Raw genomic sequence first — 14084 nt, 5'->3', positions numbered from 1 at the left:
TCCTCGGACGGGTGAGTAGACGCACCAAGATCGTATGCACCCTGGGCCCGGCAGTGGCCTCCGCGGACAACATCCGTGAACTCGTTCTGGCCGGCATGAACGTCGCCCGGCTGAACTTTTCGCACGGTGAGCACGCGGATCACCAGCAGAACTACGAGTGGGTCCGGCAGGCGGCCGAGGAGACCGGTCGCTCGGTCGGCGTGCTCGCCGACCTGCAGGGACCCAAGATCCGGCTCGGACGGTTCGCCGAGGAGAAGACCTACTGGGAGACCGGTGAGGAGGTCCGGATCACCGTCGACGACGTGTCCGGCACCCACGACCGTGTCTCGACCACCTACAAGCAGCTCGCCCGGGACGCCCGGCCCGGTGACCGGCTGCTCGTCGACGACGGGAAGGTCGGCCTCGTCTGCAAGTCCGTCGAGGGCAACGACGTCGTCTGTGAGGTCGTCGAGGGCGGCCCCGTCTCCAACAACAAGGGTGTGTCCCTGCCGGGGATGAACATCTCCGTGCCGGCACTCTCCGAGAAGGACATCGCCGATCTCCGGTTCGCCCTGACCATGGGTGCCGACGTCATCGCGCTGTCCTTCGTACGTTCCCCGGCGGACGTCGAGCTCGTCCACGAGATCATGGACGAGGTGGGCCGTCGGGTCCCGGTCATCGCGAAGCTGGAGAAGCCCGAGGCCGTCGACGCCCTCGAGCCGATCATCCTCGCCTTCGACGCCATCATGGTCGCCCGCGGCGACCTGGGCGTCGAGGTCCCGCTGGAGGAGGTGCCGCTGGTGCAGAAGCGTGCGGTGCAGATCGCCCGTGAGAACGCCAAGCCCGTCATCGTGGCAACCCAGATGCTCGACTCGATGATCGAGAACTCCCGTCCCACGCGCGCCGAGGCGTCCGACGTGGCCAATGCGGTGCTCGACGGCGCCGACGCCGTCATGCTGTCCGGTGAGACCTCCGTGGGCAAGTACCCGGTGGACACGGTGAAGACCATGTCGCGCATCGTCCTCGCCGCCGAGACCGACGGCGAGGTCCCGCCGCTGTCCCACGTCCCGCGCACCAAGCGTGGCGTGATCAGCTTCGCGGCCAAGGACATCGGTGAGCGGCTCAACGCCCGCGCCCTGATCGCCTTCACGGCGTCCGGCGACACCGCCCGCCGTGTCGCCCGGCTGCGCTCCGACCTGCCCCTGCTGGTGTTCACCCCGTCCCAGGAGGTCCGCAACCAGCTGGCCCTGACCTGGGGGGCCGAGTCCTACCTGACCAACGAGGTGTCGACCACCGACGAGATCATGCAGGAGGTGGATTCGATCCTGCTGGGCCAGGCCGGGTACACCCGTGAGGACGCGGTCGTCATCGTCGCTGGGTCGCCCCCCGGCACCGAGGGCAACACCAACATGATCCACGTCCACCTCCTCGGCGAAGACACCGCCTAGGAGAAGGTTCCCGGGGCAGAGGCAAGGAGACCCGACCACTGATGATCGACGCACGCGACACGGCACTGCTGCTCGAGGGCGGAGGTATGCGTGCGTCGTACAGCGCCGGTGCGATGGACGTGCTCATGGAGCACGAGGTCCGCTTCGGCTGGGTTGGGGGTGTCTCGGCCGGCGCATCGCACCTGGTCAGCTATCTCAGCGACGAACGGGACCGGCTCCGTCACAGTTTCGTCGACTTCGCCACTGACCCGAACTTCGGGGGCTGGACGTGGCTGCTGCGGGGGAAGGGCTACTTCAACGCCGAGTACATCTACGGTCAGGCGCCGACACTTGACCTTCCGCGTCCGTACGATGCGTCGCGGGTGCTCGAGGGGGACACCGAGTTCCGTATCTGCGCCACGCGTGCGGACACCGGCGACCCGGTGTACTGGGGGCGGGACGACATCAGTTCCGGCAGTGAGCTGATGGAGCGGGTCCGGGCGTCGTCGACGATTCCTTTCGCCATGCCGGTTCCCCGGATCGACGGCGTGCCCTACGTCGACGGTGCACTCGGACCGTCCGGGGGCATCCCGCTGGAGGCTGCCCTGGCGGACGGCTACGACCGGTTCTTCGCCGTACTCACCCACCCCCGGGGCTACGTCAAGCCCCCGATGGGCAGGACGAAGGTGTGGCGTACGCTGCTGCGCCGGTACCCGGCGGTGGCGGAGGCGCTCATCACCCGGCACATCCGGTACAACGCCACCATGGCGCGTCTCTACGCCCTGGAACGCGCGGGACGGGCCTTCCTCTACTTCCCGGAGGACGACGCCCCGGTGAGCTCCACGGAACGCAAGGTCGACGTCTTGCGTGACTCCCTGCACCGGGGGACCGTGCAGGCGCGGAGGGACTGGACGACGATGGACGAGTTCCTGGGGCAGTCGACGGTGCGGACCCGCTGACGGCCTCCGTTCCCCGCCGCCACCGTCAGGAGCGCCAGAGGTAGGCCAGCACCCCCGCCAGGGCGGACCGCGTCGCCGCGTCAACGGTGCCCGGCGCCGGCAGGAAGTGCGGGGAGTGGTTCCCGGGAATGTCCTGGGCGACCCGGTCGGCGGTCACCGCGGCATCCCACTCGTCACGGTCGGTGCATCCGGTGAGCCAGAACTCGTAGGGCACGCCGAAGTGCCGGGGGATCTCGGAGAAGTCCTCCGAGGCGGTCCACCGGGTCGCGTCCTGTGAGCGGTCGCCGAAGACGGCGTCGAAGACCGGGCGGACGGTCTCGTGCACGGCACTGTCGTTGTCGGTGAGCTCCCCGCGGGCCGAGTAGACGATGTCGGCGGGCTGCGGGGTCCCGGACGCCACACACTCGGCCTGGATCACCCGCTCGATCGCCGCATACGTCCTGTCCCGCACCGTCGTGTCGTAGAAACGGCAGTTGAGCACCAGCGTCGCGGTGTCGGGGATGGTGTTGTTCGTGTGCCCGGCGGTGAGCGTGCCCACCGAGACCACCGCGAAGTCGTCGGCGGCGACCTCACGGCCCACGATGCCCTGGAGTCGGACGACGATCATGGCGGCGAGGAACGTCGGGTCGATCGAGTTGTGGGGTGCCGAGGCATGGGAGGACACCCCGTGCAGGGTCACGGTGATGGTGTCGCACGCGGCCATGACGGGGCCGGCGGAGGAGAACACGGTGCCGACCGGTCCCGGCATCACGTGCTGGCCGAGACAGACGTCCGGGGCGGGGATGCGCTCCGCCAGGCCGTCCCCGATCATGGACGTGGCGCCGCGCGTGACCTCCTCCGCCGGCTGGAACAGGGCGATGAAGGTCCCGGACCAGGCGTCCCGCCGGGCATCCATGATCTCGCACAGGCCCATCAGGGCGGTGGTGTGCACGTCATGTCCGCAGGCGTGCATCACGCCCGGATTCCGTGAGGCATAGGGCGCGCCGGTGTCCTCGGTGACCGGCAGGGCGTCGAAATCCGCACGGTAGAGCACCGTGGGGCCGTCGCCGTTGCGCCACACCGCGGTGATGCCGTGGCCGCCGATGCCGCTGGTCACCTCGGCGCCGAGGGATTCGAGACGGCGCAGGACATGTGCCGCGGTCTGTTCTTCGTGCTCGCTGAGTTCAGGGTTCTCGTGCATCCACGTGTAGAAGTCACCTGTCCAGGACAGGTCCACACCATGACTGTCGACGAACTCCGCGATGCCGGTCGGGTTCCCAGGTGTACTCATGGACGACGATTCTAGCTACTGGACCGCGGGGTTGTACCGCAGGGAGTTGCGCTGGAACTCGATCTCGTCGCCGAGCCGGATGCCGGGGGCCAGCCGACCGTGGTCGCGGGCGTCCCGGAGGCTGGCGAGCACCTTGGTCTTCAGGCCCGCCGGACTGAGTGTGTTGATGAAGATCTTGGTGCCGCCCTCGAACCCGGCCATGGTCGAGTCACGCCACTTGATCATGATCCGCCACGGCATGGGGACGTCCACGTCCAACGGCCGGTGCAGCCACTCCTCGTTGGACGGCATGTGCGGTCCGGCGGCGACGTGGCAGGCGTGGACGAGGTCGGCCACCGCGTCCCGCTCCTCGTCGCTGATCAGCCAGGGTTCGGTGGTGCCGGACCGGGAGAAGACCTCGAGTGTGGGCCACCGGTGACCGAAACCGGCGAAGACCACGGCATGGTCGTTCTCGGCGACGATGAGGTTGTGGTGGCCGGCGTAGTCCACCGCCCACTGGTTGTACATGTTCGGGTTCGCCCGGACCTGGGCGATCTCCGTCTCGTTCTGCAGACCGTGCTCGTCGATGGCCACGAGCTGCTTGTGCAGGTGCTCGATCGACGCGCCGGCGGGTTCCAGCCAGTTCTGGAATGCCGCGACGTAGCGGACGTAGGGGTTGGCACGGTAGAGCCGGTCCATCGCGTCGACGGTGAAGGCGATGTAGAGCCGGTGGTCCGACCAGCTCATCTCGCCGGAACTCAGCAGCTGGTCGCTGCGGGTGGCACCGGGGATGTAGTGGTCACGCGCGAGGATGATGTCGTGCCCACCGCCGAACAACGGTGCGCCGAGCTCGTTGACGCTCTGCACGGCGCGCTCCTCGGTGAACAGCGCGTCGATCTCGTCGGCCGGGCGCCCGGCGGCGGCCATCCGGATCCGCAGCAACTGCTCCACGTGGGCCCGCCCCTCCGGCTCGGAGAGGTACTCGGCCATGTGGCGTGCCGCCGTGGCGTCCATCCGGTGCCCGTAGTTCACCAGCCAGTAGTCGTAGGTGAGGATCTCGTAGAGGTTCGCCACACGCCGGAACAACGGGTCCGTCGCCGACAGCTCGGAGACGGTGAGTCCGCGGAGGATGCGGGGGTCACCGTTGTCGTCGATGACCATCCGGCCTTTCTCCGGCGTCGTCCGTAGCAGGTCGGCGATGCCGAAGTCCGTCTGGTTGTCCCGGTTGTCCGCGGTGATGTCGAAGACGTCCTCCGGACGTTCACGGACGGGACGGTGGCCGCGGCTGGGCACCGTCCACACCTCCGTGCCGGAAAACGGGTTGACCTGTTTGATGGTGCCGTCCGGCAACGTCGTCAACGGGGGCACCGGTGCTGGGGAGATGGAGGAGTGGCCGATCACAGTTACCCAACACTAGTCGCTCGGACCCTGGCCGTGGGAGCAAGTCAGTGCTTTACTGGTCCCCATGCCTCAGATCGTGTTCAAGATTCTTTCCACCCCCGACCAGCGCGACAGTATCGTCGCCGATCTCCGCCACCTGCTGGACCTCAATTCCGAGGTGCTCACTGCCGGCCTCGAGGTGGCCACGGGGACCCCCGTCGACGGCAGTCTCGAGGACGTCTGGCGGGACTACGGTTTCGCTGACGCGGTCGCCGGGACCGGGGACGCCCCGGAGCCGGCGACGCTGACGGTGGACGTGACGAGGTACGACGGCAGTATCAGCGCCCTGACGGCCCGGATGTCCGATGTCCTGGTGACGCGGGACAAGCAGCCCGCCGAGCAGCTCTTCCAGCAGGTCCTCGACGATCCGGGGAGCCCGCGCGTGCCGTGGCACGTCGACATCCGGCCCTGAGTCGACGGGGTGACGGGGCTCCACCTCCTATATGGTCCTCAGTCGAGGATGCTGGAGAGGAATGACCGGGTACGTTCCTGCTGCGGGTCGGTGATGACCTGACGGGCCGGGCCGTGCTCGACGATGCGCCCGCCGTCCATGAAGGCGACCTCGTCGGCGACCTCCCGGGCGAATCCCATCTCATGGGTCACCACGAGCATGGTCATGCCGTCATCGGCGAGACGGCGCATCACGTTGAGCACCTCACCGACGAGTTCAGGGTCCAGGGCGGACGTCGGCTCATCGAAGAGCATGAGCTTCGGTTTCATGGCCAGGGCACGGGCGATCGCCACGCGCTGCTGCTGACCGCCGGAGAGTTGGACCGGCCACGCCTCCGCCTTGTCGGAGAGACCGACCAGGGCCAGGAGTTCGCGCGCGGTGGCCTCCGCCTCAGCTTTGGGCACTCCCTTGACCTTCACCGGGGCCTCGATAATGTTGGCCAGCACGGTGCGGTGGGTGAACAGGTTGAACTGCTGGAAGACCATGCCGATGTCCGCACGTTGACGAGAGGCCTCGCGTTCGGAGATCTGGTGGAGGCGGCCGTGACGCTCCTGGTAACCGATGAGGTCCCCGTCGACCTCGATGCGGCCGGCGTCGATGCTCTCCAGGTGGTTGACACAGCGCAGCAGCGTGGACTTGCCGGAACCGGAGGGGCCGATCAGACAGGTCACGCTGCCGACGGGAACCTCCAGGTCGATACCCTTGAGGACGTCGAGTCGGCCGTAGCGCTTCCACACGTCCTTGACGGCGATCATCGGGGTGCTGTGCTGGGTGCTCATCGGCCGTTCTCCTTCGGGGTGCTGTTGCTGGGGTTCCCGGCGTCCTCGACCGTGATGTTCAACGGGGGCAGGCCTTCGGCGTCGGTGAGTGCGGCAAGCTGCCGGCTGGTCAACGCCCGCGAGGACCCACGGGAGTAGTAGCGCTCCAGGTAGTGCTGGCCGACCATGAGGATCGAGGTGATCACGAGATACCAGGTGGCCGCCACCAGGAGCATCGGCACGGGCTCGAACATGGCGTAGGCGATGTCCATGGACCGGCCGTACAGTTCCCCGGCGTAGGGCAGGGCGATGACCAGTGACGTGGTCTTCAGCAGGCTGATCAGCTCATTGCCGGTCGGCGGGATGATGATCCGCATGGCCTGGGGCAGCACGGTACGGCGCATGTTCTGCCACCAGGTCATGCCCAGCGCCTTCGACGCCTCGGACTGCCCCTCAGGCACGGCCTGGATTCCGGCGCGGACGATCTCGGCCATGTAGGCGGACTCGTTCAGACCCAGGCCGATCACGGCGAGCCAGAACATGTTGTTCAGGAGGGGTTCGAGCTCGATCTCGGTGAAGCCCACGTTGACCGACTGGTAGATGGCGGAGAGCAGCCCCCAGAACACCAGCTGCACGTACACCGGCGTGCCACGGAAGATCCAGAGGTAGAGCCAGGCGATGCCGCTGGTCACCGGGTTGGGGGACATGCGCAGGACCGCCAGGACGGCACCCAGGACGACACCGACGACCATCGCCAGCACCGTCAGTGCCAGGGTGTGCAGGGCGGCTTCGGCGATACGGGTGTCGAAGAGGTACGAGGCGTAGATGCTCCAGCCGTAGGCCTCGTTGTGGGCGGCGTCCCAGATGAACAGGGCGACGACGACCAGCAGGATCACGGAGGCGATGATGCGGCCGGGGTGGCGCAGGGGGACGACGTCATTGTCGGTCGGACGGGTGCGTTCCGGGGTCCGGGGGTGGTCGCTCATGAAGATGCTCCTTCGTCGGCGGGGGCCCCGGCGGTTGCCGCGGCAGGCAGGTCGACGTCCTGCGTGTTGACGGTGACGGAGTCCACGGCCCCGTCGGTGAGGCCCCAGGGGTCGAGGATGTCCTCGTACTGTCCGGAGGTGATCAGGTACTGGAGGGCGGCGGCGAACGCCGGGACGAGATCGGAGTTCTTGCTGAACGCCCATCCGAAGGGGGTGGTGTCGAAGGCGTCGCCGGCGGGGATCAGCTTGCCGTCGGACAACCGGATGGCGTAGTCGGTGACCGCGGAATCGGAACTCATCGCGTCCGCACGCTCCAGCGCGGTGGCGTTCGCCGCCGCATTGGCGGACTCGTACACGAGTTTGTTGATCCCCGGGTGTCCGGCCGCCACACACTCGTCCGACTTCACCTGGACATCGTCGGTGTCCGAGTAGGTGCCCTTCTGGACCGCCACCGTGAGCCCGCAGGCGTCCTGCGGGTCAACGGTCTTGCCCGGTGTGGTCGCCCACGAGATCCCGGAGGTGTAGAAGTCGACGAAGTCATAGGACTTCTGCCGTTCCTCGGTGTCGGAGAACCCCGATGTCCCGATGTCCACGGTCCCGGCACTGATCGACGGCAGGATCAGGTTGAAGTCCTGCTGCTGGAAGCCCACCTCCAGGCCCAGGACCGCACCGGCGGCACGCACGAGATCGACCTCGAAGCCGATGATCTCGCCGGACGGGTCCTTGAACTGATTCGGGGGGAAGGTCGGGTTGGTGGAGGCCGAGATGCGTCCGGAATCGCGGTACTCCCGGGGGAGCAGGTCCTGCAGGGCGGGGACAGGTTCCGGCAGGGTGTCGACCCAACCGTCGGGGTTCCCGGACTCCTCGTTGGTGACGCAGGCCGCCAGGGACGTCGAAAGCATCAGCGCCCCCAGGACAGAGCCGACCCTGCGGGCGGTCCGGCCCGGTCGGGGAACGGAATGGGGTGTCATGGGGGGAAGTATATCGGCGGCGGATTCTGTTAGTCTCGGGCCCCATGGATTCTCTCGTCGAAGACTATCTCAATGACATCCTGGACCGGGTCCGAGACGAGGACGGTGGTGCCGTGGCCGACTACATCCCGGAACTCGCCAAGGCGGACCCGACACCGCTGGCACTGGCCATGTGCACGAACCAGGGGTGGGTCTACAGCGTGGGCGACGACGAGCGCGAGTTCACCATGCAGTCGATCTCGAAGCCGTTCGCCTACGCCGCTGCACTGCAGGACTGCGGGGTCGACAAGGTCATCGAGACCGTCGGGATGGAGCCGTCCGGGGAGGCGTTCAACGAACTCTCCCTGGACGGCAGGACCCACCGGCCGGTCAACCCGATGATCAACGCCGGCGCCATCGCGGTGAACCAGCTCATCAACGGGGAGGACTCGTCGGTCGAGGACAGGGTGGAGGTCATCGTGGACTACTTCTCCCGGCTGGCCGGGCGTCAGCTCACCGTGGACGAGAACGTCACCGAGTCGGAGACCGGTACCGCCGACCGCAACCTGGCGTTGGCACACATGCTGCGCAGCTACGACGTCATCGTGGACTCGGCCGAGGACGCCGTCGCCAGCTACACGCGGCAGTGCGCCATCCGGGTCACGGTGAAGGATCTGGCGGTAATGGGGGCGACGCTCGCACTCGGCGGGGTGCAGCCGATCACCGGTGAACGCATCCTGGAACCGCTGGTGTGCCGGCAGGTGCAGGCGGTGATGGCGTCCGCCGGCATGTACGACGGGGCAGGGAAGTGGATGGCCGGCGTCGGTATCCCGGCGAAGTCCGGGGTGGCCGGCGGACTGATGGGCACGCTGCCGGGACAGCTGGGGATCGCCACCTTCTCCCCGCAGCTCGACGAGTCAGGGAACAGTGTGCGGGGAGCGAAGATCTTCCGGGCACTGTCCGAGGACATGGGTCTGCACCTGATGTCGGCCGTGACCCGCAAGGGCAGCGCGGTGCGGGGGATACGTACCCGTGGCCGGACCACGATATTCCGGCTGCAGGGCGGACTTGACTTCTCCGGCGCGGAGGAGTTCCTGACCGCCGCGGAGAACAAGGAGATCAAGACCCCCCGGGTGATCATCGACGCCCGTCAGGTCACCGAAAGCAACCCCGTGGGCCGGCGCATGGTCAAGGAGGGGCTCCGGCGGATCCGTGAGAACGGGAAGAAGGTCGCCGTCGTCGACCCGAACAACGTCCTCGGCAAGCGGAGGTTCGAGGACGGCACGCCGGTGGCGACGACCGCAGCCGAGTTCGACGACCAGTAGGCGGCGGGACTGCCGGTCTGTGGTCTAGGAGCGCGGCAGGAACGACGTCAGGTAGGCTCCCAGATCGCCGATGAGGCCGAACGGGGATGACAGCATGGATCCTGCGATGAACAGCGCGTTGGACGCGTAGGCGCCAGAGGTTTCGACAGCGTCGGCGATAGGAAGGTCCACGGGTTTTCTCCTGAGGGACGTAGCGCGCCGGGTGGCTCCCGACAGTTTGCCCACCCAATGTAGCGCATCGGCGGGGCAAGTACCATGGAACGGATGACGGACTGGTTTACCGCCGACACTCATTTCGGCCATCCCACCCCGGCAACCGCGCGGGGGTTCGACGCGACGACGGAGCATGACGCGGTCCTGGTCGAGAACCTCGCACGACGTCTCCTGCCCGGTGACCGGCTCTTCGTCCTCGGTGACATCTCGTCGGGCATGCCCGACGAGGAGGACCGTGCGTTGCGGTTGTTGGCGCAGGTGCGCGACGCGACCGGGGCACGCCTCCACCTGGTGGCGGGCAACCATGACGCGGTGCATCCGATGCATGCACGTTCACTGGCCGGCCACTCACGCTTCCTCCGGACCTTCGACACGGTCGGTTCCGCGATGACCGTGAAGATCGAGGGGCAGCGGGCAGTGGTAAATCACTTCCCCTACGACGGCGACCACACCAGCCCTGACCGCCACGTGCAGTGGCGCCCGCGGGACTGTGGTCAACCGATCACCCACGGGCACACCCACTCCACAGACAAACTGAGCTACTCGGCGGCCGGGACGCTGCAACTCTGCGTCAGCCTCGACGCGTGGGAGATGAGACCGGCGAGGAAGGACGACCTGGCAGCGCTGGTACGGCAGTGACCATTAACCCGCAGTGACCGCGACCCGGCGGAACCGGGGAACACGAAGAACCCCGCCGGTCTCCGTGGAGACCGGCGGGGTCGTCGAGTGGTGCCCTGGGTGGGACTCGAACCCACACGCCCGAAGACACTGCATTTTGAGTGCAGCGCGTCTGCCAATTCCGCCACCAGGGCCGACCCCGGAAAGCATACGGCAGAGTTGTCACCGCCGACAACACGGGGTCGGCGGCCGCCGTACGGACGGCTACGCCCGGGCGTCCTCACCGTCGAGGACGCACTGGATAAGACCCCCGTAGTACTCGACGAAAGCGTCGACGTCGGCCTCGTGAAAGTACTCCTGGGTCACCAGCCGTCGCATCAGGGCCAGGCCGATGACCATCGACATCGCCGCCTCAGCCCGCATCTCCGCGTCAGTGGGAGAGTGACCGAGGGACTCCGCGGCGACCCTCTCGAGCACCGGGGCGACGACCTGTTGCCGAAACACCTTCCCCAGGGCATCGACGATGTGCCGGTTGCCACCGGCGTCGGCGAGCTTGCGTACCAGTGAGTTGGGGCTGTCGTCGGCTGAGGTCACGGCCAGCCGCGCCAGATGCGTACCCATCTCCGCGAACGCGACGTTGTCGAGCCGTTGGGCCGCCTCGGTGAAGTCCAGCTGGGCCTCGTACAGGTTCTCCTTCGTCCCGTAGTACTTGATGATCAGCGGTGCGCTGACGCCGACGTCCTCGGCGATGTCCTTGAGTGACACTTCACTGTAGGGACGCTGGTTGAACGCGACTCTGGCGCGCTCGAGAATGCTCACCCTCGTCTGCTCCGCCCGCCGACGTGCCGACGACTGCCGTTCGTTGTCGCGGGGGGACGTCGCTTCGTCCGGGATGCTCTCTGTCTGGTCACTCATGGCGACTAGGATAGCCGGGGTACGACGCCGACCGCGGCAGCCACCACGAGAAGTGTGTCCGACATGTGACCGACAGGTGTCACGGACATGCAGGAAGGTCACATGACAGACAACTCCGGAGACCCACGTCCCACCCTGTTGTTGCTCGACGGACACTCACTGGCGTTCCGGGCGTTCTACGCACTGCCGGCCCAGAACTTCTCCACGACCGGAGGCCAGTACACCAACGCCGTCTACGGCTTCCTGGGCATGTTCCTCGGCCTCGTCGACACAGAGAAGCCCACGCACATCGCGGCGGCGTTCGACCTCTCCGGTCCGACCTTCCGGGAGAAGGACCTGCCGGAGTACAAGGCGCAGCGTCCCCCGGCACCGGAGGAGTTCCGGGGCCAGGTCGACCTGATCCAGGAGGCACTCCGCTCGTTGGGTGTCACCACCCTGACCAAGGAGTCCTACGAGGCGGACGACATCATCGCCACCCTGTCCTGCCGGGGCAGCGACGCCGGCATGCGCACCGTGATCTGTACCGGTGACCGGGACAGTCTGCAGCTCGTCAACGATGACGTCACCGTCCTCTACACCCTGCGTGGGGTCTCCGAGCTCGACCGGTTCACGCCGGCGCGGGTGGAGGAGAAGTACGGGGTCACCCCGTCGCAGTACCCGGACCTCGCGTCGTTGCGCGGGGACACCTCCGACAACATGCCCGGCGTCCCCGGCGTCGGCCCGAAGACGGCGCAGAAGTGGATCAGCAAGTACGGCAGCCTGGATGCCGTCATCGACCACCTCGACGACTTCAGCGGGAAGGTCGGGGAATCGCTGCGTGACAACATCGACAATGTCGTCCTCGCCCGCAAGGTCACCGAGATGGTCCGCGACCTCGACCTCGGGGATCTCGACGGCGACAATGGCCCACTGTCGGCTCTGCGTCCGAGGGCGGTCGACGCGTCGGAGGCCACCGCCCTCTTCGACTCCCTGCAGTTCGGTGCGAACCTGCGCAACCGGACATTCCGGGTACTGGGCATCGAGTTCGAGGACGGTGCAGCCGTCGAACTCTCCGTCGACGACCTGGCCGACGGGAAGCTCGCCGCCTGGCTCACCGCCCGTGCCGGCTGGAAGGACGGGCGCAATCACGGTGACGCCTCGGTCAACCGGCCGATCGTCGTCGAGGTCAACGGTGAGGGGACGCCGTTCGGAGGTCACGCCGACAGCGTCGTTCTGCTGGATCCGGTGACCGGTGACGACGGCGTCCTGCACGCCGTGCAGATCGACCTCGCAGACCAGGCCCCCAAGGACGAGAAGGCGCTGCTGGGGTATCTCGCCGACCGGTCGGCGGCGAAGTGGCTGCATGACTCCAAGCGCTCCTGGCACATGCTCAACGGGTCGGGGATCCGGCTCGACGGTGTTGAACACGACACGGCGCTGGCCGCCTACCTGCTGCGTCCGGACGTCCGTTCGACCGGTCTCGCCGACGTCCTGCAACGCCACGTCGGGCACGAACTCGCCGACGGTGCGACACCGGTCATGCGCGCGCAGGCCGTCCTTGAACTGGTCACGTCGTTGACCCCGGAACTCGCCTCGATCGGTGCGATGGAGCTCTACCTGGATCTCGAGGTGCCGCTGGCGACGATCCTCGCCAGGATGGAGAGCCACGGGATCTCGGTCGACCGTCCCGCACTGCAGGAGCTGTCGGACAACTACACCGACCGTATCGCCGAGGAGGTCGCCTCCGCGCGGGAGCTGGCCGGTGACGACACGCTCAACCTGTCCAGCCCGAAGCAGCTGCAGAAGGTCCTCTTCGAGGACTTCGGTCTGCCGACCACCAAGAAGACCAAGACAGGCTACTCCACCGCAGCCGGTGAGCTCGAGAAGCTCACGGTGCAGACCGGGCACCCGTTCCTCAGCCACCTGATGGCGCACCGTGAGTACCAGAAGATGAAGACCACCATCGACGGACTCATCGAGGCCACGGGGGACGACGGTCGTATCCACACAACCTTCAACCAGCGTGGTGCGGCGACGGGGCGGTTGTCCTCGGCGGAGCCGAACCTGCAGAACATCCCCGTGCGTACGGAGGCGGGCCGGCACATCCGTGGTGCCTTCCGGGTCGGTGACGGTTATACCACCCTGTTGACCGCCGACTACTCCCAGATCGAGATGCGCGTCATGGCGCACCTCTCCCAGGACCCCGGCCTGATCGAGGCGTACCGGCAGGGCGAGGACCTCCACAACTATGTCGGATCGAAGGTCTTCGACGTCCCGGTCGACGAGGTCACCCCCGAACTGCGCCGACGGGTCAAGGCGATGAGCTACGGTCTGGTCTACGGCTTGAGTGCCTTCGGGCTGTCCCAGCAGCTCAACATCCCCGCTGGCGAGGCCAAGAAGATCATGGAGACCTACTTCGAACGTTTCGGAGGGGTGAAGACCTACCTCGACGACGTGGTGGAACAGGCGAAGGAGGACGGTTACACCGAGACGCTCTACGGTCGTCGGAGGTACCTGCCCGAGCTCAACTCCACCAACCGGGTCGCACGGGACAACGCCGAACGCGCCGCGCTCAATGCTCCGATCCAGGGCACGGCGGCCGACATCATCAAGCGCGCGATGATCCGTGTCGACCGTGAGATGACCAGGCGCGGGATGGCGTCCCGGGTGCTGCTGCAGGTCCATGACGAACTCGTCGTCGAGGTCGTCGATGGTGAGCTCGAGGAGATGACGGCTCTGCTGCAGGAGCAGATGGACGGCGCCGCCGAACTCCGGGTTCCGCTGGATGTCTCGACCGGCACCGGCCCGGACTGGGAGGCGGCAGGGCACTGAGCA

Annotated in this window: 13 protein-coding genes and 1 tRNA gene; 6 read left to right on the top strand and 8 right to left on the bottom strand. The window is 67.1% G+C overall.

Annotated features, from left to right (window positions below; translation table 11 throughout):
- Positions 1–11: 11 nt before the first annotated feature.
- A complete protein-coding gene (gene pyk / locus PQI66_RS03610; protein WP_339996109.1) occupies positions 12–1427 on the top strand; it encodes a pyruvate kinase in 1416 nt (471 codons plus the stop codon).
- Between the two features lie 41 nt (positions 1428–1468).
- Positions 1469–2365 (top strand): patatin-like phospholipase family protein, encoded by an 897-nt coding sequence (locus PQI66_RS03605; RefSeq protein ID WP_339996107.1) that lies wholly within the window; start codon positions 1469–1471, stop codon positions 2363–2365.
- Between the two features lie 25 nt (positions 2366–2390).
- On the opposite strand, the gene PQI66_RS03600 is transcribed toward PQI66_RS03605, so the two are convergent.
- Both PQI66_RS03600 and PQI66_RS03595 read right to left on the bottom strand, forming a co-directional pair.
- Positions 2391–3635, bottom strand: a complete 1245-nt coding sequence (locus tag PQI66_RS03600) for an amidohydrolase (protein ID WP_339996105.1) — start codon at positions 3633–3635, stop codon at positions 2391–2393.
- Positions 3636–3650: 15 nt separating this feature from the next.
- Positions 3651–5015, bottom strand: coding sequence for a DUF4921 family protein (locus PQI66_RS03595; protein WP_339996103.1), 1365 nt, complete (start codon positions 5013–5015; stop codon positions 3651–3653).
- Between the two features lie 64 nt (positions 5016–5079).
- Here PQI66_RS03595 and PQI66_RS03590 point away from each other — a divergent pair, with 64 nt between their 5' ends.
- A complete protein-coding gene (locus PQI66_RS03590) occupies positions 5080–5466 on the top strand; it encodes a hypothetical protein (RefSeq protein WP_339996101.1) in 387 nt (128 codons plus the stop codon).
- A gap of 38 nt (positions 5467–5504) precedes the next feature.
- On the opposite strand, the gene ehuA is transcribed toward PQI66_RS03590, so the two are convergent.
- The 3 genes from ehuA to PQI66_RS03575 are packed head-to-tail and all read right to left on the bottom strand — an operon-like array spanning position 5505 to position 8220.
- Positions 5505–6284: an ectoine/hydroxyectoine ABC transporter ATP-binding protein EhuA gene (gene ehuA / locus PQI66_RS03585; protein ID WP_339996099.1), complete on the bottom strand. Its 780-nt coding sequence runs from the start codon at positions 6282–6284 to the stop codon at positions 5505–5507.
- A complete protein-coding gene (locus PQI66_RS03580) occupies positions 6281–7249 on the bottom strand; it encodes an amino acid ABC transporter permease (protein ID WP_339996097.1) in 969 nt (322 codons plus the stop codon). Before PQI66_RS03580 ends, ehuA begins: the two co-directional genes overlap by 4 nt.
- Complete coding sequence (locus PQI66_RS03575; RefSeq protein WP_339996095.1) at positions 7246–8220, bottom strand: ABC transporter substrate-binding protein; 975 nt, start codon at positions 8218–8220, stop codon at positions 7246–7248. Before PQI66_RS03575 ends, PQI66_RS03580 begins: the two co-directional genes overlap by 4 nt.
- A 44-nt stretch (positions 8221–8264) precedes the next feature.
- On the opposite strand from PQI66_RS03575, the gene PQI66_RS03570 reads away from it, so the two are divergent.
- The gene (locus tag PQI66_RS03570; RefSeq protein ID WP_339996094.1) at positions 8265–9524 is read left to right on the top strand and encodes a glutaminase; all 1260 of its coding nucleotides are present in this window, start codon (positions 8265–8267) and stop codon (positions 9522–9524) included.
- Positions 9525–9548: 24 nt separating this feature from the next.
- Here PQI66_RS03570 and PQI66_RS03565 read toward each other — a convergent pair whose 3' ends face one another.
- Positions 9549–9695, bottom strand: coding sequence for a hypothetical protein (locus PQI66_RS03565; RefSeq protein ID WP_339996092.1), 147 nt, complete (start codon positions 9693–9695; stop codon positions 9549–9551).
- Positions 9696–9788: 93 nt separating this feature from the next.
- On the opposite strand from PQI66_RS03565, the gene PQI66_RS03560 reads away from it, so the two are divergent.
- The gene (locus PQI66_RS03560; protein ID WP_339996090.1) at positions 9789–10376 is read left to right on the top strand and encodes a metallophosphoesterase family protein; all 588 of its coding nucleotides are present in this window, start codon (positions 9789–9791) and stop codon (positions 10374–10376) included.
- Positions 10377–10464: 88 nt separating this feature from the next.
- Here the strand turns inward: PQI66_RS03560 and PQI66_RS03555 are convergent.
- Together PQI66_RS03555 and PQI66_RS03550 are read right to left on the bottom strand one after the other, a co-directional pair.
- Positions 10465–10549: transfer RNA gene (locus PQI66_RS03555), tRNA-Leu, on the bottom strand.
- 70 nt (positions 10550–10619) lie between these two features.
- Positions 10620–11270 (bottom strand): TetR/AcrR family transcriptional regulator, encoded by a 651-nt coding sequence (locus PQI66_RS03550; RefSeq protein WP_339996088.1) that lies wholly within the window; start codon positions 11268–11270, stop codon positions 10620–10622.
- A gap of 102 nt (positions 11271–11372) precedes the next feature.
- On the opposite strand from PQI66_RS03550, the gene polA reads away from it, so the two are divergent.
- The gene (polA, locus tag PQI66_RS03545; RefSeq protein ID WP_339996087.1) at positions 11373–14081 is read left to right on the top strand and encodes a DNA polymerase I; all 2709 of its coding nucleotides are present in this window, start codon (positions 11373–11375) and stop codon (positions 14079–14081) included.
- Positions 14082–14084: the final 3 nt, after the last annotated feature.

It is taken from the genome of Corynebacterium sp. USCH3 (assembly GCF_037619475.1).
Taxonomy (GTDB): domain Bacteria; phylum Actinomycetota; class Actinomycetes; order Mycobacteriales; family Mycobacteriaceae; genus Corynebacterium.
This window is presented reverse-complemented; position numbering and strand designations above follow the sequence as displayed.